The organism is uncultured Polaribacter sp. (assembly GCF_947503855.1).
GTDB lineage: Bacteria > Bacteroidota > Bacteroidia > Flavobacteriales > Flavobacteriaceae > Polaribacter.
In genome coordinates, this window is the sequence record NZ_CANNFF010000012.1 from 62,861 (window position 1) to 82,597 (window position 19,737).

At 29.1% G+C, this 19,737-nt stretch carries 19 protein-coding genes; 14 read left to right on the forward strand and 5 right to left on the reverse strand.

What is annotated here, in order from left to right:
• The 5 genes from Q0662_RS10960 (at position 1) to Q0662_RS10980 (ending at position 5,640) form a co-directional block, all read left to right on the forward strand.
• Positions 1 to 1,332 carry a hypothetical protein gene (locus Q0662_RS10960; protein WP_298949684.1) on the forward strand — a complete coding sequence of 444 codons (1,332 nt, stop codon included), beginning with the start codon at positions 1 to 3 and terminating at the stop codon, positions 1,330 to 1,332.
• Between the two features lie 4 nt (positions 1,333 to 1,336).
• Entirely contained in the window at positions 1,337 to 1,900 is a 564-nt protein-coding gene (gene lptC / locus Q0662_RS10965; protein ID WP_298949686.1) for an LPS export ABC transporter periplasmic protein LptC, read from the forward strand.
• A gap of 5 nt (positions 1,901 to 1,905) precedes the next feature.
• Positions 1,906 to 2,112, forward strand: coding sequence for a hypothetical protein (locus Q0662_RS10970; RefSeq protein WP_298949688.1), 207 nt, complete (start codon positions 1,906 to 1,908; stop codon positions 2,110 to 2,112).
• A 15-nt stretch (positions 2,113 to 2,127) separates the two neighbouring features.
• The gene (locus Q0662_RS10975) at positions 2,128 to 3,393 is read left to right on the forward strand and encodes a hemolysin family protein (RefSeq protein ID WP_298949690.1); all 1,266 of its coding nucleotides are present in this window, start codon (positions 2,128 to 2,130) and stop codon (positions 3,391 to 3,393) included.
• A gap of 123 nt (positions 3,394 to 3,516) precedes the next feature.
• Positions 3,517 to 5,640, forward strand: a complete 2,124-nt coding sequence (locus Q0662_RS10980) for a peptidylprolyl isomerase (RefSeq protein ID WP_298949692.1) — start codon at positions 3,517 to 3,519, stop codon at positions 5,638 to 5,640.
• Between the two features lie 364 nt (positions 5,641 to 6,004).
• Here Q0662_RS10980 and rho read toward each other — a convergent pair whose 3' ends face one another.
• Positions 6,005 to 7,663 carry a transcription termination factor Rho gene (gene rho, locus Q0662_RS10985; RefSeq protein WP_298949694.1) on the reverse strand — a complete coding sequence of 553 codons (1,659 nt, stop codon included), beginning with the start codon at positions 7,661 to 7,663 and terminating at the stop codon, positions 6,005 to 6,007.
• A 195-nt stretch (positions 7,664 to 7,858) separates the two neighbouring features.
• On the opposite strand from rho, the gene Q0662_RS10990 reads away from it, so the two are divergent.
• From Q0662_RS10990 to Q0662_RS11005, 4 genes are all read left to right on the forward strand, one after another.
• Positions 7,859 to 8,290 carry a DUF4293 domain-containing protein gene (locus tag Q0662_RS10990; protein ID WP_298949696.1) on the forward strand — a complete coding sequence of 144 codons (432 nt, stop codon included), beginning with the start codon at positions 7,859 to 7,861 and terminating at the stop codon, positions 8,288 to 8,290.
• A gap of 307 nt (positions 8,291 to 8,597) precedes the next feature.
• Positions 8,598 to 9,263, forward strand: a complete 666-nt coding sequence (locus tag Q0662_RS10995) for a response regulator transcription factor (protein WP_298949698.1) — start codon at positions 8,598 to 8,600, stop codon at positions 9,261 to 9,263.
• Positions 9,264 to 9,415: 152 nt separating this feature from the next.
• Positions 9,416 to 10,114 (forward strand): hypothetical protein, encoded by a 699-nt coding sequence (locus Q0662_RS11000; RefSeq protein WP_298949700.1) that lies wholly within the window; start codon positions 9,416 to 9,418, stop codon positions 10,112 to 10,114.
• Between the two features lie 10 nt (positions 10,115 to 10,124).
• On the forward strand, positions 10,125 to 11,924 hold the full coding sequence (locus tag Q0662_RS11005) for a tetratricopeptide repeat-containing sensor histidine kinase (RefSeq protein ID WP_298949701.1): 1,800 nt from the start codon (positions 10,125 to 10,127) through the stop codon (positions 11,922 to 11,924).
• On the opposite strand, the gene Q0662_RS11010 is transcribed toward Q0662_RS11005, so the two are convergent.
• Positions 11,911 to 12,408, reverse strand: a complete 498-nt coding sequence (locus tag Q0662_RS11010; RefSeq protein ID WP_298949702.1) for a metallophosphoesterase family protein — start codon at positions 12,406 to 12,408, stop codon at positions 11,911 to 11,913. The two genes, Q0662_RS11005 and Q0662_RS11010, sit on opposite strands and share 14 nt — an antisense overlap.
• 99 nt (positions 12,409 to 12,507) lie before the next feature.
• On the opposite strand from Q0662_RS11010, the gene truA reads away from it, so the two are divergent.
• Together truA and Q0662_RS11020 are read left to right on the forward strand one after the other, a co-directional pair.
• Positions 12,508 to 13,233, forward strand: coding sequence for a tRNA pseudouridine(38-40) synthase TruA (truA, locus tag Q0662_RS11015; RefSeq protein WP_298949704.1), 726 nt, complete (start codon positions 12,508 to 12,510; stop codon positions 13,231 to 13,233).
• A 3-nt stretch (positions 13,234 to 13,236) separates the two neighbouring features.
• A complete protein-coding gene (locus tag Q0662_RS11020; protein ID WP_298949706.1) occupies positions 13,237 to 15,003 on the forward strand; it encodes an ABC transporter ATP-binding protein in 1,767 nt (588 codons plus the stop codon).
• On the opposite strand, the gene cdaA is transcribed toward Q0662_RS11020, so the two are convergent.
• From cdaA to Q0662_RS11035, 3 genes are all read right to left on the reverse strand, one after another.
• Positions 15,004 to 15,780 (reverse strand): diadenylate cyclase CdaA, encoded by a 777-nt coding sequence (gene cdaA, locus Q0662_RS11025; protein ID WP_298949708.1) that lies wholly within the window; start codon positions 15,778 to 15,780, stop codon positions 15,004 to 15,006.
• Positions 15,781 to 16,177: 397 nt separating this feature from the next.
• The gene (gene folP / locus Q0662_RS11030) at positions 16,178 to 17,002 is read right to left on the reverse strand and encodes a dihydropteroate synthase (protein WP_298949710.1); all 825 of its coding nucleotides are present in this window, start codon (positions 17,000 to 17,002) and stop codon (positions 16,178 to 16,180) included.
• 1 nt (position 17,003) lies between these two features.
• Positions 17,004 to 17,585, reverse strand: coding sequence for a TIGR00730 family Rossman fold protein (locus Q0662_RS11035; RefSeq protein WP_298949712.1), 582 nt, complete (start codon positions 17,583 to 17,585; stop codon positions 17,004 to 17,006).
• Between the two features lie 128 nt (positions 17,586 to 17,713).
• Here Q0662_RS11035 and Q0662_RS11040 point away from each other — a divergent pair, with 128 nt between their 5' ends.
• The 3 genes from Q0662_RS11040 (at position 17,714) to crcB (ending at position 19,726) form a co-directional block, all read left to right on the forward strand.
• Entirely contained in the window at positions 17,714 to 18,247 is a 534-nt protein-coding gene (locus Q0662_RS11040; protein WP_298949714.1) for a DUF1599 domain-containing protein, read from the forward strand.
• Positions 18,248 to 18,392: 145 nt separating this feature from the next.
• Positions 18,393 to 19,355 (forward strand): BT_3928 family protein, encoded by a 963-nt coding sequence (locus Q0662_RS11045; protein WP_298949716.1) that lies wholly within the window; start codon positions 18,393 to 18,395, stop codon positions 19,353 to 19,355.
• Complete coding sequence (gene crcB, locus Q0662_RS11050) at positions 19,355 to 19,726, forward strand: fluoride efflux transporter CrcB (protein WP_298949718.1); 372 nt, start codon at positions 19,355 to 19,357, stop codon at positions 19,724 to 19,726. The genes Q0662_RS11045 and crcB overlap by 1 nt, the downstream gene beginning before the upstream one ends.
• Positions 19,727 to 19,737: the final 11 nt, after the last annotated feature.

The following is a 19,737-nucleotide window of genomic DNA, read 5'->3' on the forward strand; positions in this document are numbered from 1 at the left end:
ATGAAGAAAATTACGTTTTTATTAGCTGCAATGTTATTTATAACAACAGTAAAAACAAATGCACAGGTTACAAAACAAGATTGTGAAATAAAATACAATCTTTTTAGTGGTGATTACAAGTCTAAAAAGTATGACGATGCATACAAGAATTGGATTTTTCTAATGGATAATTGCCAAGATTTATCTGTAAATATCTATAAATATGGTTCTAAAATTGCAGAAGATGTAAGAAAAGAGCCCGCTTTAGCAAAAAGAGTTTACGAGCAAAGATTACAAAACTTCCCTAATGTAGACCCTGCAAAAGTACATAGTGATTATGCTAGTTACTTATATAAAAATAAATTGGCATCAGATGATGAGATTTTTGCTATCTTAGAAAAAGGATATGCTATAGACCCTACAAAAATGGGAGTAAAAAACTTATACATTTACTTTCAGGGAGTTACCGATAGAAACAAAGATACCAACCCACAAAAAGTTTTTGATACCTATGATGATGTAATAGAGTCTGTAGGAAAAAAGCTAGACGGATATGCAGCAAATATTAAAAAATATAGAGCAGATTCTGTAAATCTAGATAAAAAAGGGTTAAGAAGATTAAGAGCCTATAAAATTAACTCTAAAGCATTAGGTTCTATAGAGGTTCAGTTTGATAGAATTATTACAGAAATTGCAACTTGTGAGCGTTTAATACCTTTATATCAGAGAGATTTTGAAGCAAATAAATTAGATGCGGTTTGGTTAAAAAGAGCAGTTTCTAGAATGTTTAATAAAGGTTGTCAAGAAGACCCATTGTTTGAGAAATTAGTTAGAGCCTTTGCAGAAGCATCACCATCTCCAGAAGCATATGCGTTTTTAGCAAATGTTTTAGAGGGTAATGGAGATTCTGCTGGAGCAAGAGCAATGAGAGAAAAATCATTTAATTTAGAAACAGATCCTTTAAAAAAGGCAAAGTATAAATTAAAATTTGCACAATCAGCAAAAGATAGAGGTCAATTTAGCAAAGCAAGAAGCTTGGCAAGAGAAGCTTTAAGTTTTAATCCTAACTCAGGTAGAGCTTATTTATTTATTGCAACACTTTACCAAGCAAGTGTCAACAATTGTGGTGGTAATTTGTTCGAAAAAAGAATGGTATATGTAGCTGCTTTAAATATGGCAAGAAAAGCTGCAGCTGTAGATCCAAGTATCTCTTCTAAAGCTAGGAAATACATCAATATCTACAAACAAAATGTACCAAGTAAAAAAGATATTTTTAATGCAACAGCAACTCCAGGTGGTAAGTTTACTATCAAATGTTGGATTGGTGAAACAGTAAGAATACCAAATAAATAGTTTTTTGAAAAGGTATTTTCAAATATATATAAAAAGCATTACTGTAATTTTTTGTACAGTAATGCTTTTTTCTTGTGTTAATAATTCTGAGGAAGTTAGTGACCTTTTAAAAGAGCAAAATTTACCCATTGGCAAAGCAAAAAAAGCCTACCATGTATACAAAGATTCAGGTGCAATCACATCAAAGTTAATAACCCCTTTACTGTTAGATTTTAGCAATAGAAAAAAACACCCCTATAATGAGTTTCCTAAAGGCGTAAAAATTATTAACTTTACAAATAATCAGCAAGATTCTGTAACCATAACAGGTAACTATGCATTAACTTATTCTAAAACAGAGGTTTCAGAAATAAAAGGAAATGTTGTGGTAGTGAATCACAAAGATAAATCTAGGTTAGAAACATCGCAAATGTTTTGGGATCAAAAAACAAGGTATTTTGTATCAGAAAAACCATTTACACTTTACAAAGAAAATGACACCATTACAGGCGTTGGTTTTGAGTGTAAAGAAGATTTAAGCAAGCATCTTGCTAAGCAAACAACCGGTATATTAGAAACTAAAGAGTAAGTATAATGAATAGAGTTTGGAAATTTTTTCAGTATGGATATTTAATGGTAGCTTTTATTTGTGTGGTAGAAGGTATAATGCGTTGGAACACAGAAAGAAGTAGGGCGTATCTTTTTTTAGGTTTTGCAATTTTTATTACTTTAGTATTTTTCTTTAAGAGGCGTTTTAGAAAAAAAGTGCAAAAAAGAAACGAACAAAACCAAAACAAATAGTTTATCATTTTCTAAATGGAAATTGAACTCATAATTATATTTTTATCTATTTTACTTTCCGCATTTTTTTCGGGAATGGAAATAGCTTTTGTTTCTGCTAACAAACTTCACATAGAGTTAGAAAAAAAGAGAGAAGGGTTTATCCCAAAAATTTTAAACAAAATTACTCAAAAATCATCAAAATTTATTACCACAATGTTGGTGGGTAATAATATTTCATTAGTAATTTATAGTTACTACATGGGTAGTTTTTTAATAAGAATTTTGCCTCTAGACGGCTATAACGAGTTTTCTATATTATTACTTCAAACCATAATTTCAACCGTCATTATTTTAATTACTGCAGAGTTTTTACCAAAAGCAATATTTAGAATTTATGCCAATGAAGTTTTAAAAATATTTGCCCTACCCGCATATATATTTTATATGCTTTTTCACTTTTTTTCAGAATTTATTACCCTCATTTCCGATTTTTTTCTGCGTGTTTTTTTTAAAACAAATTCAGATGAATTACAAACAGAATTTAGTAAAGAAGAATTAGGGAACTACATCTCAGAGCAATTAGAAACTGGTAATGATGATGATGAAATGGATTCTGAAATACAAATTTTTCAAAATGCACTTGAGTTTCATAATGTAAAAGCTAGAGAAGTTATGGTTCCTAGAACAGAAATTTATGCTGTAGAAATACATGAAAAAGTAAGTGTTTTAAAAAAACTTTTTATAGAAACAGGCTTATCTAAAGTTATTGTATATAAAAATTCTATGGATGATGTTTTGGGATATGTAAATGCTTTTGAGCTTTTTAAAAAACCAAAAACAATAAAATCAATATTATTACCCGTAGAAATTGTACCAGAATCTATGATGATTAACGATATTTTAAACATGTTAATGAAAAAGCGCAAAAGTGTTGCTGTTGTTGTAGATGAATATGGAGGAACCTCTGGAATGATTACTGTAGAAGATATTGTAGAAGAATTGTTTGGCGAAATTGAAGATGAACATGATTCTCAAGAATTTTTAGAAGAAAAAATTAACGAAGTTACCTTTAATTTTTCTGCAAGATTAGAAGTAGATTATTTAAACGAACAATACGATTTAAACATACCAAAATCTGAAGCATACGAAACCTTAGGAGGGTTTATTATAGACCACACAGAAAATATACCAGAAGAAAATGATGTGGTAGAAATAGAAGGTTATGAAATTAAAATACTTAAAACCAGTAGCGCAAAAATAGACGATGTTACATTGAAAAAACTAGATTCAGAAGACTAATCTACTGGTCTAAAAAAACAACTACTTTACATTGCTTTCAACTTCTTGCTATTTAGTTAAAAATGGGTTGCAATATTAAAACCCAAATCGTATATTCGCCCACTGTAATTAAATAAATGACGTATGGCAATTTTATCGAAAATTAGAGAACGTTCTATGTTCTTGATTATAATAATAGGTTTAGCACTTTTTGCATTTGTATTAGACCCATCTACACTTGGAGATTTTTTTAACTCTAGTAAAGTAAATGAAGTAGGAGAAATTAATGGAGAGGCAATTTCTAGACAAGAATTTGCAAATGCTTTAGAGCAATACAAGCAACAAACAAATGGTAAAGTAACAGAAATGCAAGCTGCAAAGACAGTTTGGGACAACTTACTAAGAAAAAAGTTATATAAAAATCAGTTAGAAGAAGCTGGTATCTCTGTGGGCGAAAAAGATGTTTGGCAAGAAGTATTAAATGCTCCATCAGTAAAAAATAACCCTCAGTTTTTAAACGAAGCCGGCTTGTTTGATGAAGCAGAATTTAAAAGATTCTTGGCAACAACAAAACAAGACAATCCAGACATGTGGACAGCTTGGTCTAACTACATGAATCAAATTAAAGAAAATACAGAAACAAATGTATACAACAAATTAGTTGCTGCGGGTTTAGGAGCTTCTTTAAAAGAAGGAGAAACAGAATATATGATAGAAAATACAAAATTGAATGCTCAATTTGTATATGTACCCTATACCACCATTGCAGACAGCTTGGTTAAAATAAAAAAATCTGAAGTGGAGGCTTATATAACTGATAATCCAGCTCAGTTTAAAACTGAAGCAACAAGAGATATTTCTTATGTAAAATTTGATATTATTGCAACTCCTGCAGACGAGCAAGCCATAAAACAAGAAGTTACTACTTTTATAGATGACAGTTTAGATAGAAACAAACAAACTGTAAAAGGTTTAAAAAGCACAACAGACTACAAAGAGTTTTTTAATATGAATGGTTCTGATCTTAATTTAGATGAAAGCTTTAAGTTCAATGCAGATATAAACCAAACCGTAGCTAAAGAAATTTTTAACGGTAATAAAGGTGATGTTTTTGGTCCTTATAAAGATCAAGGATTCTTTAAAATTTCTAAAATTACAGAAGTTTCTAAAATGCCAGACTCTGTAAAAGCGAGTCATATATTAATTCCGTTTGTTGGAGCTCAAAGAGTGGCACCAGATGTTACTAGAACAGAAGAGGAAGCAAAAAAATTAGCAGACAGTATTTTAACTGTTGTTAAAAGAAGAAGAAGTAAATTTGCAGGTTTAGCAAAAGAATTTTCTTCAGATAAATCAAATTCAGAAAAAGGTGGGAATTTAGATTGGTTTAACTACAAAAGAATGACACCTGCCTTTAGAGACTTTACTTTTACAAACAAAAAAGGAACCATTGATGTTGTTAAAACACCTTTTGGTTTTCATGTTGTAAAAATAGACGATCAGAAAAACAGACAAAAAGTTTTAAAATTAGCCATTTTTGGGAGAAAAATTGTACCATCAGAAGCTACAGAAAATACAGTGTTTCAAAAAGCAGAACAATTTGCTTTAGCAGTTTCTAAAAGCGATGACTATAATACAGTAGCAAAAGAAAATAATTATGTGTTAAAACCTGCTGTAGGGTTAAAAGTTTTAGATGAAAATGTACCAGGTATTGGTAACCAAAGACAAATTGTTTCTTGGGCTTTTGGTAAAAATACAGAACTATCTGATTTTAAACGTTTTGATTTAGAAGGTAGCCATGTTGTTGCAATTGTTACTAATAAAACAGCAAAAGGTTTGTTGCCTGCCGATAAAGCAATTAATAAAGTAAGACCAATTTTAGTAAATCAAAAGAAGGCTGCTTTATTAAAAGATAAATTAAATGGTAGCACTTTACAAGACATTGCAAATGCTAATAATACAACTGTTAGATCTGCTGTTGGTGTCAAGTTAAAAAGTCCTGCTTTATCTGGCGTTGGTTCAGAACCTAAAGTAGTAGGTGCAATGTACAATGCAGAGTTAAATAAAGTATTTAATCATGTAGAAGGTAGTAAAGGTGTTTTTGCTTTTAAAGTAACTAAAAGAGAATTGCCAACTGCTTTACCAAATTACGAAACAAACAGAAATAAAATTGCAGAAACTAGAAAAAGACAAACATTTAAAATCTATGAAGCAATAAAAAAAGCTGCAGATATAGAAGATAACAGAGCAAATATGTATGTATCTAACTAATTTGTAGCAACTATACAATCTTAATAAAATCCGTTCAATTCTGTTGAGCGGATTTTTTTTTAAATACTTTTATCATCTAATTTTAAGTAATCAAATTAGAAATAACAATAAAATAAAGAGTAAGAAATACTTAATTTATATTCAAAATATTACTTAGTGTTTCACTATAAATTAAATAGAAAAGAACCAATAATGCAGGAATTTAAAAAAAGAATAAGAAAATAATATCATTTATTTTATGGATAAAATTTTTTCTCTTTTGCCTGTAAAATGATGCTTTTTAAAAAACACCTACATTAAGTAATCACAAAAAAAACCTTTTTGAACAAGTCAAAAAGGTTTCCTATTTTTTATTAGAAAGTTTTTATCCGTTCATAGAAATTAAAAACTCATCATTATTTTTAGAGAATTTAATTCTTTCATTAATAAACTCCATAGCTTCAATTGGATTCATATCTGCTAGGTATTTACGCAACACCCACATTCTTTGCACCGTTTTTTCATCTAATAATAAATCATCACGTCTTGTAGAAGATTTTATCAAGTCGATAGCTGGGTAAATACGTCTGTTAGAAATATTTCTATCTAACTGTAATTCCATATTACCAGTACCTTTAAATTCTTCAAAAATAACTTCGTCCATTTTAGAACCTGTTTCTGTAAGTGCAGTTGCAATAATGGTTAAAGAACCACCACCTTCTATATTTCTTGCTGCACCAAAGAAGCGTTTTGGTTTGTGTAGCGCATTTGCATCTATACCACCAGAAAGAATTTTACCAGATGCAGGTGCAACTGTATTGTAAGCTCTTGCCAAACGTGTAATAGAGTCTAAAAGAATTACTACGTCATGTCCACATTCTACCAAACGTTTTGCTTTTTCTAAAACAATGTTTGCAACGCGTACATGTTTGTCTGCAGGTTCATCAAAAGTAGAAGCTACAACTTCTCCACGAACACTTCTCTGCATATCGGTAACTTCTTCAGGTCTTTCATCTATTAATAAAACAATTTGGTATACTTCTGGATGATTATGTGCAATTGCTTTTGCAACATCCTTTAATAACATTGTTTTACCAGTTTTAGGCTGTGCTACAATCATACCACGTTGTCCTTTTCCTAAAGGAGAAAACAAATCGATAATTCTAGTAGATAAAGAGCTTCCTTTTTCTGCAAGATTAAATTTTTCTTGAGGAAATAAAGGTGTTAAATGCTCAAAAGAAACTCTATCTCTAACAATATTAGGATTTAGCCCATTAATTTTAGAAACTCTTATTAAAGGAAAATATTTTTCGCCCTCTTTTGGAGGTCTAACATTTCCTCTAACAGTATCTCCTGTTTTTAAACCAAATAATTTTATTTGAGATTGAGAAACATAGATATCATCTGGAGATGACAAATAATTATAATCAGAAGAACGTAAAAAACCATAACCATCTGGCATCATTTCTAATACACCTTCACTTTCTATAATTCCGTCAAACTCAAAATCTGGGTCTTTATATCTATTGTTAGATTTATTTCCTTTGTTAGAGTTATTTTTATCTCTATTTTGGTTATTGTTTTTGTGCTTATTGTGCTGTTGATTGTTGTTGTTTTTGCTGTTCTGTTGTTTGTTTTGTTGATTAGCAGGTTTTTGAGCTGGCTTATCTTCTTTAACACTGGTGGTTAATTCTGTTTTTACCTCTTTTTTAGGCTCTCTTTTTACAGGTGCTTTTCTTTGAGGTTTAGCAACAGGGTTTTTAGATTCCATAGCTGGTTTTTCGCTGCTTTTTTCATTAGTATCCTCGTTTGTTAGAGCCTTTTTAACAACGCGTTTTCTTTTTGGTTTTTCCTCTTTTTTAGCTTCATTTTTTGCAGGTGCAACAGCCATTTTTGCTTTGGCAGGATCTGCAGCTTGTGTATCTAAAATTTGATATACCAAATCTAATTTTTTTAATTGGCTAGTTTTTGTAAGACCAATATTTTTAGCAATACCTTGAAGTTCAGCAAGCGTTTTTGCTTTTAGTTCTGAGATTTCGAACATTATATATTTATTAAGTTATAAGTAATCTTATGTTATGTTAAGATTTATGTGTTTTTTGATAGATATTATTTTGTATAGTACTACAAAATAATTTTTGTGCGGTTTTATTATATAACAAAGATATACATTTTTTTTTAGTTCTTAGTTTTCTTTTTAAAAAAGAATGTTCTATTTTTGTATTACTAGAAATAACAAATGATACAAAGAATACAAAGTGTATATTTATTACTTGCTTCTGTAATCTCAGGAGTTTTAATTTTTGTTTTTAATTTGTGGACATCTATTTCAAAAGATATTTTTGCAATAGACTTATTAAATAGAGAATCTTATTTATTAAAATCGATTCCAGTTTTATTTTTAGTATCGGCAATTTTAGCATTTGTAGCAATTTTTTTATATAAAAATAGAAAATTACAATTTGTTATAGGTCGTTTAGCAATTTTGGTAAACCTTATTTTATTAGGATTATTGATTTATGTATCTCTAACTCTACCTGGAGAAGTTTCTATTTCTGAGAAAGGTATTGGGATGTTTATACCAATTATAGCTATTTTGCTTATTGTTTTGGCAAATAAAGCTATTAAAAAGGATGAAGATCTTGTAAAATCTGTTGATAGATTGCGATAAAACTAACATCTTAGTATATTTAGTGCGAAAAAAACCGAGAATAGATATTCTCGGTTTTTTATTTTGCATCACTTTTAAAGAAAAAAACATAAATAAGCAGAATTTTTCTTTTTTAGTTTTTTACTTTTATATCAAACTAAAAAAACACCAAAAAAACACCTATTTTTAAAACCCTGATAAACAGGTTTTTATGAACTCCACATCCCTGAATTCAGGGATATTTATCCCTGAATTCAGGGATACGAAAATATCCCTGAATTCAGGGATTGTAGGATCTAAAAATGTACTTTAAATTTGTAATATAAAAATGAAACAGAAAATATACGTTCACGTAGCTGATGACCATAAAATTTTAATAGAAGGCATTATAGCTGTAATAAATACGAATAAGAATATAGAAATTAGCGGATATTCTTTAACTGGGCAAAAAGTAATAGACTGGTTTAGTAATAATGAAAATAAAGCAGATGTTTTAATTTTAGATATTACAATGCCAGTTTTAGATGGTTTTGATGTTTTAAAACACTTTCAAAAGAAAAGAACAAAACCAAATATAATTATTTTATCTAGTTATGATGATGCTAAAATAGTACAAGAGGTTATGGACCTTGGAGCAAGTGGCTATATTTCTAAAAATAACGCAGGAGAGCATATTGTGAAAGCAATTTTAGCAGTAGCAAATGGAGATCAATACTTTAGTGATGATATAAAACAAATAATGATGACGGCACTCTTAGGAAACAAAGGTACAAGTGGTAATTTGCCAGAAAAGTATTTGTTTGATTCATTAACAACAACAGAAAAACAAGTGATGTCTTTAGTAGCAAAAGAATTAAGTACAGGTGAGATTGCAGAAAAAATGAAAATAAGTCATCATACTGTAGAATCACATAGAAAACAATTATTAAAAAAATTAGATGTAAAAAATTCAATAGGACTAGCAATGTATGCAGTAAAATATAAACTGGTATAATTATACCTTAAAATTTAAGTTTTAGATTTAAGAACTCTAACCCCTTTAAAAAACTTAAATATTCCCCCAATTAATAGTAGTTTTACTAGTATGCATTGCTTTTTTTATAAAAAAATAACCAATTTATATTAACCCTTTTTAACCCCATTATTATGAAAATTATTAAATTACTACCGTTATTTGTTGCAGCTACATTAATTTTAAGTTCTTGTTCTAGCAACGAAACATTATCAGAAGAACATGCAAAAAAAAATCTTTTAAAAACGTTTAAAGTAAAAAGAGATGCTACTGGTGCATATTTTTTAGATTTCGATTTAGAAAATAATGTAAGAACAGAAAAAGTTATAAATCACCTAACAAACACAAATGAGTTTCATTTATTTGAGTCTGATTATGCTATAAGCAGTAAAGTGTCTGAAGAATTATTGATAGACGGTAATAAACTAAGTATTGGTTTTATAGACACTAATTTAGATCATAGATCTACAATTACAATAGAAGATGAAAATGTATCATCTATAAAAACAAGCGCAAAGTCCATTAGTATGTTAAAAGAGTACAGTGTTTCTAGTAATGATGATGGTACTTTTGATTTAGATTTTAAAGTAAATAGTCAAGTACATGTAGATTTTGTGTATAATGAAGAAAATAACATTTACGAAGTACATTTAGAAGAAGGGAAATCTTCTGGAGTAAATTTTACTAGAAATTTAGAAAAAGTAGATGGACAAACACTTAAAATTGATTTTGTAAATCACTTATCAACTACAAGTTCCAAAGGAACTTATGCAAGAGAATTAAAACCAAAAAGAAAGCCTAGAGTAATTATTGTAGATGGTTCTGATTTATAAAAATAAAACGTTGAAAAAGAAAAAGTTATTATTTTTTCCTTTAATTTATTTTGCATTATGTCTTCATTTTAGTAATGCATCCCCCAAAATAAATTTATCTAAAGAAGTTTCAATTACTGAAGCTTCTTTAGTATTTATAATTAAAAGAGATTCTACTTTTCAACGGAGGTATGAAGTTATTTTAAATACGTATTCTAGGAGTAATTATACAGAAGCACTTTCAGAAATTTTAGAGTTAGAAGATAGTTACCAAAGTAAATTAGATTATAAGAATTTGTACCTACTTTATTCTTTAAAAGCTAATATTTATAATAAAACTAATAATCATTCTAGAGCTTTAGAAAATTTTAAGAAAGCTTTGAAAAACTTGTTAATTTTAAAGAATTCTAAAATCGAGAACAATCAAACAATAAAATTTAATAAAGAAATTGCAAAGACTTACCTAAGTATTGGTAGTTCTTTTTATAGAAACTCCAATAGAGATAGTGCAAAGTTTTATTATCTAAAAGTAGACGGTTTTACAGATTTAAATAATGAAAACCAAGAGACAAAAGCATTATCTTATATTAATCTTTCAGGCATATATGAACAAGATTCTATTTTTGATAAAGCAATAAATTATGCAGAAAAAGCCATAGAAATTAATAGGAAAATAAATTTTAAATTAAATCAAGCAAGTGCAAAGAATAATTTAGGGAATATTTACTTGTCTATGGGAGATTTTGAAAAAGCTAAAGAAATTTATAATGAAGGAATCAATCTTATAAAAAATGATAAAAGCCCAAATGCAATCAGGTATAAAGCCAAACTATACTATAACTTAGCTTGGGCAATGCGAAATTTAAAAGATTACAAAGCTTATGATTTTCAGGAAATTTCTTATGAAATAGAAGATGGTATTAGAGATAAAGAAATAAAGCGAATGGTAGAGGAAATTACCACAAAAAATAATGTAGAAGACGTAAAAAGAATTGAAGAAAACAAACGCTTAATAGCACAAAGAACCTTTACAATTTATGGTATAGGTAGTTTTGTTATCATTATATCCTTATTGTACTTTTTAAATTTTTATAAACTAAAGCAAAAGAACTTAAGTTTAGAACTTTCTCAAACGCAATTGTTGCAAAATCAGAATATAGAAAAAATAAAATCTGAGTCGCAAATTAGAATTTTAAATGCAACCATCGATGGTAAAGAAACAGAACGTAAAGAAATAGCAGAAACCTTACATGATAGTGTAAGTGCGTTATTGTCTTCTGCTAATCTACATTTAATGGCTACAAATCAGTATTTTAATGGGAATACACCTTTAGAAATTTCAAAAACTCAAGAAATTATTAAAGAAGCTTCACAAAAAATTAGAGATTTATCCCATACTTTAGTATCCTCTGTATTATTAAAATTTGGTTTAAACTTTGCAGTTAAAGACTTGGCAGCTAAATACTCGAATTCTAATTTAAATATAGAAACAGAAACACATAACATTAGAAGGTATGAGCAAAATTTCGAAATAAAAATTTATAATATTATTCAGGAATTTTTAAATAATATTTTAAAACATAGCAAAGCAAAAAACACAGTAATAAAATTGCAAGAAAAAGAGGGGGCAATTGTTTTGCAAATATCAGATGATGGGGTTGGCTTTGATACTTCTAAAATAACCAATAAAGATGGTTTGGGTTTAAATCAAATAGAAGCAAGAATTCATGTTTTAAAAGGTAATTTTTCTATTGATTCTAAAATAGACGAGGGTACTTCAATTATTATAAAAGTTCCAGTTTTAGAAAGAACTACTGTTAACCACGTTTAGCCAATTCTATAATTTCTAAATTATTTATTTCACCATTTTCAAGGCAAAAACGCAACATGGTTCTAATTTTATGAAATCCATGATTGCCAGCTGCACCAGGATTTAAATGTAAAAGATTTAGTTTTTTATCAAATTGAACTTTTAAAATATGAGAATGACCTGCAATAAATATTTTAGGTGGTTTTTGTTGAATTTCTTCTCTAATTCTTTGATTGTATTTATTGGGGTAACCACCAATATGAGTCATCCAAACAGTAACATTTTCTAGTTCAAATTTATTGTCTAAAGGAAATTCTGCTCTCGCATCTTTATCATCTATATTACCGTAAACCGCTCTTAAAGGTTTTAAATCTTTAATTGCGTCTGTAACAGACAAGTTACCAATATCTCCTGCATGCCATACTTCGTCTGCTTGTTTTACAAATTTTAAAATTTGCGCGTCTATAAAACTATGGGTGTCAGATAAAAGTAATATTTTTTTCATGAAAAAAAGATGAGAAAATTTTAATGGCTGTTAGGAGATCAAAAATACAAATAACAAAATAATTTCCGTAATTTTGGTACCTTCAAAAAAACAATTTACTTGAGGTATTTTATAGAATTTTCTTATAATGGAAAAAACTATCATGGTTGGCAAATACAACCAGATGCAATTTCTGTACAAGAAAAACTCAATTTTGCTGTAACTACTATTTTGCAACAAAAAATAGAAGTTGTTGGGGCAGGTAGAACAGATACAGGTGTGCATGCATCGCAAATGTTTGCGCACTTTGACATAGATGAAAAATTAGAAGGAGATGTACCACACAAACTAAATTCTATTTTACCTAATGATATTGTAGTCTATGATGTTTTTTTAGTTGATGCTGAAAAACACGCACGGTTTAGTGCCGAAAGTAGAAGTTATGAGTATAGAATTTGGTCAGGCAGAAATCCTTTTTTATTAGATTTTTCTTGGCAAATACACTCGCAAAAGTTAGATATTGCAAAAATGAATGAAGCTGCTAAATTACTTTTAGAATATGAGAATTTTCAAACATTTTCTAAAGTAAAAACAGAAGTATATACATTTAATTGCAATGTAACAGAAGCTTATTGGAAACAAACAGACGACTTGTTAACTTTTTACATTTCTGCAAATAGATTTTTAAGAAATATGGTTAGGGCCATTGTAGGTACTCTAGTCGATGTTGGTTTGCACAAAGTATCTGTAGAAGATTTTAGACAAATAATAGAAAGTAAAAACAGGAGTAATGCAGGCTTATCTGTACCTGCAAAAGGCTTATTTTTAACAAACATAAAATATTAAGGTTTGGCAAATAAAACAGGAAATGCTTTTGATATGGATATCTTTTTAAGACTCATGAGTTTTGCAAAAAGATACAAACTTAATTTTTTTATAGCATCTATATCTACCATTTTATTAGCGGGTGTAGCTTTGTTAACGCCTATCATTTTAAAAGAAACAGTAGATTTATACATCACCAATAAAGATATAGAAGGTTTGGTAAAAAACATCCTTTTAATGTTAAGTGTTTTAATGTTAGAAGTAGTGTTAAGGTTTACCTTTATCTATTTTGCAAATTGGGTTGGGCAACATATTATTAGAGATATTAGAGCCAAAATATTTAGACATATTTTACAATTTAAAATGTCTTATTTTGATAAAAACTCAGTTGGTAAACTAGTTACAAGAGTAGTTTCTGATATAGAAACCATTGCTGCATTTTTTAGTTCTGGTGTTTTTACTATTGTAAGTGATGTGTTGCAAATGTTTGCAGTAATTATTGTAATGTTTGTAATTAGCTGGAAGTTGGCATTTATAGCCATAGCAGTTTTACCAATTTTAATTTATGCTACTAAAGTTTTTCAAAAAGCCATAAAAGCTACATTTCAAGAAGTTAGAAATCAAGTTGCTAACTTAAATGGTTTTGTGCAAGAGCGCGTAACAGGTATGAAAATTGTGCAGCTTTTTAACCGAGAAAATATTGAATACAATAATTTTAAGCAAATTAATAACAAACACAAAGAAGCCCATATAAAAACCATTTGGTACTTTTCTATTTTCTTCCCAGTTGCAGAAATTTTATCATCTATTGGTATTGGTTTAATAGTTTGGTTTGGTAGTAAACAAGTAATTGATGCTGCTGTACCAGGTCCAGGTACCGTAATGGCTTTTGTGCAAATGGCGCAAATGTTATTTAGACCTTTAAGGCAAATTGCAGATAAATTTAACCAGTTACAAATGGGAATTGTTTCTGGAGAACGTGTTTTTAAAATTATAGATACAGATAGTGCCATTTCTAAAGAAGGCACAATTATTGCCAATAACTTAAAAGGAAACATCAACTTTAAAGATGTTAGGTTTAGTTATATAGAAGATGAAGAGGTTTTAAAAGGAATCAATTTAAAAGTAAAAAGTGGACAAACCATAGCTATTGTTGGTGCAACTGGCGCGGGTAAATCTACCATTATCAATTTAATAAATCGTTTTTATGAAATAGATGCTGGTACCATTTCTGTTGATGATGTTTCTATTGATAACTATAATTTACAAAGTCTAAGAGATCAAGTGGCAATTGTTTTACAAGATGTTTTCTTGTTTTCAGATTCTATTTTGCATAATATTACTTTAAAAGATGATAGTATTTCTAAAGAAGAAGTAATTAAGGCTGCAAAACAAATTGGTATTCACGATTTTATTTTAACACTCCCTGGAGGATATGATTATAACGTGAAAGAACGTGGTGCAATGCTTTCTTCTGGACAAAGACAATTAATAGCTTTTTTAAGAGCGTATGTAAGCAAACCAAGTATTTTAATTTTAGATGAAGCTACATCTTCTGTAGATGCTCACGCAGAACAAATGATACAATACGCCACAGAAACTATTACTAAGGACAGAACATCCATTGTAATAGCACATAGGTTAGCTACTATAAAAAAGGCTGATAAGATTATTGTAATGGACAAAGGGTTCATTGTAGAAGAAGGTACTCACTTAGAGCTGCTAGAAAAAGTAGATGGCTATTATAAAAATTTATACGACAAACAATTTAGTTTAGATGTTGCTTCTTAGCTACATTAAATCTTTTTTCAATTTATCGTTTAATTCTGTAAAATTTTCATAGAGTACAAAACTACCGTCTTTAATGTAAGAAATTTCGCCAGTTTCCTCTGATACTAAAATACAAACAGCATCTGTTTTTTCTGAGATACCAATTCCAGCTCTATGCCTTAAACCAAACCTAGCAGGTATTTTAGCACTATCGGAAATTGGTAAAACGACTCTTGTAGCCACAATATAATTATCTCTAATAATTATTGCACCATCATGTAAAGGACTATTTTTATAGAAAATGCTCTCTAAAAGAACCTCATTTACTTGGGCATTCATAGTATCTCCACTATTAATTAAAAAGTCTAAATTATTAGTTCTTTCAATAACAATTAAAGCACCTGTTTTTGTTTTAGCCATTTTTTTACAAGCGTCTAAAATTATATCTGTATCAATTTCTGAGTTAATTTCTGTTTGTAAAAACTTTAGCTGTTTTAAAAAACTACGTTTATTAGTAAAGTTTGTGGTACCAATCATTAATAAAAATTTACGAATTTCTTGCTGAAAAACTATAATTAATGCTATAACACCACCAGAAAGTAAATAGCCTAAAATACCACTTAACATTTCCATTTTTAGTGCTTGTGTAATTTTCCAGATGAGAAAAATAAAACCAATCCCTATTACGATGTTTATGGCTACAGTACCTTTTAATAATTTGTAAATATAGTAGAGTAGTGTTGCTACTAACAAAATATCTAAAACATCTAATAAAGAAAATTCAATAAAATCGAACATAAAAAATAAACTGATTTTAGGCTAAAGTACTAATAAATTATGGATTACAATATCAATTATTTATTTCTGCATCCGATACTAGAAGTGGGTATTTTTCTCGAATCAATTTTAATTTTTCTTGAATTGCAATATTGCTATTATTGGAATTTTTTAAAATTTCTAGCAAGCTCTCGTAATTTTTCCTCTTTAATTTTACTGCCAATTTATTTCTTAAATAGAGTAGCTATATTTAAAATATCTAAAGTATTAACAATTATTAAAAAGATGCCAAGATTTTTAAGTTACAGAAAGTTGGCAAACAAGTTTAGCCCAGATTGAGCGGTTTGTTTGAGCTCTTTTGAGGAACGAAAAAAGCGAGTAGCGAAAGCTGGAAATGGCTTCTAACCTTTTACAAAGTTTAAAATAAAACTTGATTTACAATCTTTACAGCTTCAACAGCTTCTTTAACATCGTGCACACGTAAAATAGTTGCGCCATTTAAAAGTGCAATGGTGTTTGCAGATGTAGTGGCGTTTAAGGCTTCTTGTGCAGTAATATCTAGGGTTTTGTATAGCATAGATTTTCGAGAAATACCTGCTAAAATAGGTGCGTCTAAACTATTAAATAGGTTTAAGTTTTTAAGAATTTCAAAATTATGAGCTACGGTTTTACCAAAACCAAAACCCACATCTATAATTACATCATTTAATTTTAGTTGATGTAGTTTATTAATTTCTGCTGCAAAAAACGAGATAATTTCTTGCGTTACATTGTTGTAAACTGGGTTTTTTTGCATGTTTTGTGGTGTGCCCATCATGTGCATTAAAATATATGGTACTTGAAGTCTAGCCACGGTTTCAAACATTTGGGTATCCATTTTACCACCAGAAATATCGTTTACAATAGCTGCACCAGCATCAATGGTTTCTTTGGCAATGTTGCTTCTAAAAGTATCTACAGAAATTATAATTTCTGGAAAGTTTTTAATTAATAAATTTATTACGGGTATAATTCTTTGCAACTCTTCTTGTTCAGAAATATGGGTTGCCCCTGGTCTAGAAGAATACGCGCCAACATCTATAAAAGTGGCACCTTCTTTTAGCATTTTTTCTGTCTGCTGTAAAATATCGCTTTCGTTTTTGTATTTGCCACCATCAAAAAAAGAATCTGGGGTAATATTTAAAATACCCATTACTTTTGGGTTCGTCAAATCTACTAAGGTACCTCTGCAATTTATGGTCATTTTAACTTACTACTTTTTTAATTATATGTGTAATTTTAGGTGCTTTGTAATTGTGCATTTTCTCCATTAATTCGGTTACATTTTGACCAATTAATAAAAGTTCTTTGTTTGCTTTTTTTAAATAACCTTCTTCTACCATTTTGTCTAGCTGTTGTAAAGTAGCGTCAAAAAAGCCATTTACATTTAGCAAACCAATGGGTTTTTGTTCTATGTGTAATTGTCCTAAAGTTAGTACTTCAAAAAGTTCATCTAAAGTACCAAAACCTCCTGGTAAAGTAATATAACCATCTACTAATTTGCTCATAAATACTTTGCGTTCGCTCATATTTTTGCAAATATTCATATTTTTTACATCAACATGTATTACTTCTTCTTTTTGTAAAAGTTCTGGAATTACTCCAGTAACTTCGCCATTTTTAGCTAAAATGGTATCTGCTAAAACCCCCATCATTCCTATTTTTCCTCCACCATATACCAAACCAATGTTATTTTCGGTAAAATAATTTCCCAATGCAATAGCAGCTTCTTTATAAATAGGATTATAACCTAAACTTGAACCACAAAAAACAACAATTTTTTTCATTTTAGTCATATTCAATTATTTTAAAACTCCCTTTAAGAGTTTATAAATAGGTTGATAAATTCATGGTAAAAATAAAAGAAATGGTTGTAAGATTTACTATTTTTACCCAATTACTTTAAAAATTGAAGATGCAAGACACCTCAAAACAATATGATGCAGTTATCGAAGAATGTAGAAGCTTATTTATAAAAAAAATGTCTGATTATGGAAGTGCGTGGAGAATTTTACGTTTGCCTTCTTTAACAGATCAAATTTTTATCAAGGCACAAAGAATTCGTCAACTCCAAGAAAATGAAGTTCGTAAGGTTGATGAAGGTGAAAAATCTGAATTTATTGGAATTATAAACTATTCAATTATGGCTTTAATTCAGTTAGAAAATGGGGTTGTAGAAAATCCTGATTTAACTACAGAACAAGCCACTGAGTTGTATGATAAACATGCAAAAATTACCAAAGAATTAATGCTAAATAAAAATCATGATTATGGTGAGGCTTGGAGAGATATGCGTGTATCTAGCCTAACAGACTTAATTTTGCAGAAATTATTACGGGTAAAACAAATTGAAGATAACAAAGGAAAAACGATAGTTTCTGAAGGAATTGACGCCAATTATCAAGATATGATTAATTATGCCGTTTTTGCGATGATTCATTTAGGGTAAAATAGCGTTTCAAAGTTTCAGGGTTTTTGAAGCAGTAGCGTTATAAAGTAGCAAAATATCAGAACATATTAAAGTGTTACTGTCACTTCGAGTGATTTTCTGAAGTATGAAGAAAATTGTAGCGAGAAGTCTATAAGTTAAAATTATGAAAATACTAGTCCAAATATCAAGAATAATAGTAGGTGCCTTATTTATATTTTCGGGCTTTGTTAAATTGGTAGATCCAATTGGTTCTCAATACAAGTTTCAAGAATATTTTTCTGAATCGGTTTTAAATATGGAATTTTTAGCTCCTTATGCATTGCCATTTGCAGTACTATTAATTGTTGCAGAAATCTTATTAGGAGTTATGATTTTAATTGGCTACAAACCCAAATTTACAGTTTGGAGTTTGCTCATTTTAACTTTAGTATTCTTGTTTTTAACCTGGTATTCTGCCTTTTACAATAAAGTTACAGACTGTGGTTGTTTTGGTGATGCTATTAAATTAACACCTTGGGAAACCTTTTATAAAAACGTAATTTTAATTATTTTAATTATTCTTTTAGTTATTAAAGTTGATTTGATTGAACCTATTTTTAAAGGGAAAATTCCAAAATTAATTGCCTTTTTATCTTTAGCAGTTTTCTTGTATATAGTACAACATGTGTTAACTCATTTGCCAATTATAGATTTTAGAGCGTATGCAGTTGGTAAAAACTTACAAGAAGGAATGCAATACCCAGAAGATGGTTCTATACCACCTGTACACGATTTTGTTTTAGAAGATACCCAACAAGATTTAGCTCCCATTCTTTTAGAAAAAGAAAAAGTAATGCTAGTTATTGTGTATAATTTAGACAAAGCAGATAAAAACGGATTTCCAGCTATAAAACAAATTGCTGAAAAAGCGACTCAAAAAGGATACAATGTGTATGGTGTTTCTGCTTCTTTTTCTGATGATTTAGAGTTGGCGAAAAAAGAATACAATTTGCCATTTGAGTTTTTGTTTTGCGATGAAACTACTTTAAAAACAATGATTAGAGCAAATCCAGGTGTAATAATTTTAAACAAAGGTACAGTTACCCAAAAGAAAAATTGGGTAGATGTAGAAGATTTAGAACTATAATGAAACAATTACTATTCGTTTTTATTGGTGGAGGTTTTGGTAGCGTTTTACGTTTTTTAATTGGTAAATGGTTAAATAATACAGAAAACGGAATACCTTATGGTACCTTTATTGCCAATATTTTAGGCAGTTTATTAATTGGGCTTATTTTAGGGTATGCTGCAAAAAATGATGCGATTTCTCAAAATCAAACCTTGTTGTTGGCAACAGGTTTTTGTGGAGGTTTTACTACATTTTCAACTTTTGCCTATGAAAATCATGTATTTTTAAAATCTGGAGATTTTACCAGTTTTGCCATATACTCTATTGCAAGTTTTGTAATTGGTTTTTTAGCTGTTTTTGCTGGCATGTATTTGATAAAATTTATGTAATCTTACATCTG

Excerpts from the sequence above, each read along its gene's own strand:
- Q0662_RS10960 (WP_298949684.1), top strand. The coding sequence starts at position 1 with ATGAAGAAAATTACGTTTTTATTAGCTGCAATGTTATTTATAACAACA.
- Q0662_RS10970 (WP_298949688.1), top strand. The coding sequence starts at position 1,906 with ATGAATAGAGTTTGGAAATTTTTTCAGTATGGATATTTAATGGTAGCT.
- Q0662_RS10975 (WP_298949690.1), top strand. The coding sequence starts at position 2,128 with ATGGAAATTGAACTCATAATTATATTTTTATCTATTTTACTTTCCGCA.
- Q0662_RS10980 (WP_298949692.1), top strand. The coding sequence starts at position 3,517 with ATGGCAATTTTATCGAAAATTAGAGAACGTTCTATGTTCTTGATTATA.
- rho (WP_298949694.1), bottom strand. The coding sequence starts at position 7,663 with ATGTTCGAAATCTCAGAACTAAAAGCAAAAACGCTTGCTGAACTTCAA.
- Q0662_RS10990 (WP_298949696.1), top strand. The coding sequence starts at position 7,859 with ATGATACAAAGAATACAAAGTGTATATTTATTACTTGCTTCTGTAATC.
- Q0662_RS10995 (WP_298949698.1), top strand. The coding sequence starts at position 8,598 with ATGAAACAGAAAATATACGTTCACGTAGCTGATGACCATAAAATTTTA.
- Q0662_RS11000 (WP_298949700.1), top strand. The coding sequence starts at position 9,416 with ATGAAAATTATTAAATTACTACCGTTATTTGTTGCAGCTACATTAATT.
- Q0662_RS11010 (WP_298949702.1), bottom strand. The coding sequence starts at position 12,408 with ATGAAAAAAATATTACTTTTATCTGACACCCATAGTTTTATAGACGCG.
- cdaA (WP_298949708.1), bottom strand. The coding sequence starts at position 15,780 with ATGTTCGATTTTATTGAATTTTCTTTATTAGATGTTTTAGATATTTTG.
- folP (WP_298949710.1), bottom strand. The coding sequence starts at position 17,002 with ATGACCATAAATTGCAGAGGTACCTTAGTAGATTTGACGAACCCAAAA.
- Q0662_RS11035 (WP_298949712.1), bottom strand. The coding sequence starts at position 17,585 with ATGAAAAAAATTGTTGTTTTTTGTGGTTCAAGTTTAGGTTATAATCCT.
- Q0662_RS11040 (WP_298949714.1), top strand. The coding sequence starts at position 17,714 with ATGCAAGACACCTCAAAACAATATGATGCAGTTATCGAAGAATGTAGA.
- Q0662_RS11045 (WP_298949716.1), top strand. The coding sequence starts at position 18,393 with ATGAAAATACTAGTCCAAATATCAAGAATAATAGTAGGTGCCTTATTT.
- crcB (WP_298949718.1), top strand. The coding sequence starts at position 19,355 with ATGAAACAATTACTATTCGTTTTTATTGGTGGAGGTTTTGGTAGCGTT.